The organism is Tenebrionibacter intestinalis, assembly GCF_016632365.1.
Classification (GTDB): Bacteria; Pseudomonadota; Gammaproteobacteria; order Enterobacterales; family Enterobacteriaceae; genus Tenebrionibacter; species Tenebrionibacter intestinalis.
The window spans coordinates 1-432 of record NZ_JAEPBH010000177.1 but is presented as its reverse complement, the minus strand read 5'-3'; the positions used below and the strand labels follow the sequence as shown (position 1 = coordinate 432).

General features: G+C 47.9%; 1 protein-coding gene. It reads right to left on the bottom strand.

The window, feature by feature from the left end:
- The coding region (locus JJB97_RS18375; RefSeq protein WP_238715529.1) for an IS630 family transposase at window positions 1-432 on the bottom strand (432 nt) is incomplete at both ends.

Below are 432 nucleotides of genomic sequence, written 5' to 3'. Positions count from 1 at the left end.
CCACATTGTTCGGCACTGATGATTGCGCGTTATCGTGTCGTGAAGCGCCTGCCATAGTCGTTCCACATGATTCACCCAGGGTGAGTAAACTGGCTGGTAAATCACCCTGAACTTCGGATTCTGCTTCAGCCAGCGCTGCGTTTCCCGGCTTTTGTGGATAATATAATTATCCACGATGAGCGTTATCGTTTTTGCCCGTCGGTATGTCGCTTTCAGATGCTTTAACAGACTGATAAATAACACTGAACTTTTACTGTTTCCACCCACATAACTGACTTTACCTGTTCCGCTGTGCAGCGCCCCTGCCAGATAATATTTTTCATTCTGTCCCGGCGTTACCACACCTTTTTGCTGCCCGCGTAGCTGCCAGTCCGCACCGATTTTGGGATTAAGATGGATATCCACTTCATCTTCATAAAAGACCGGATGCTC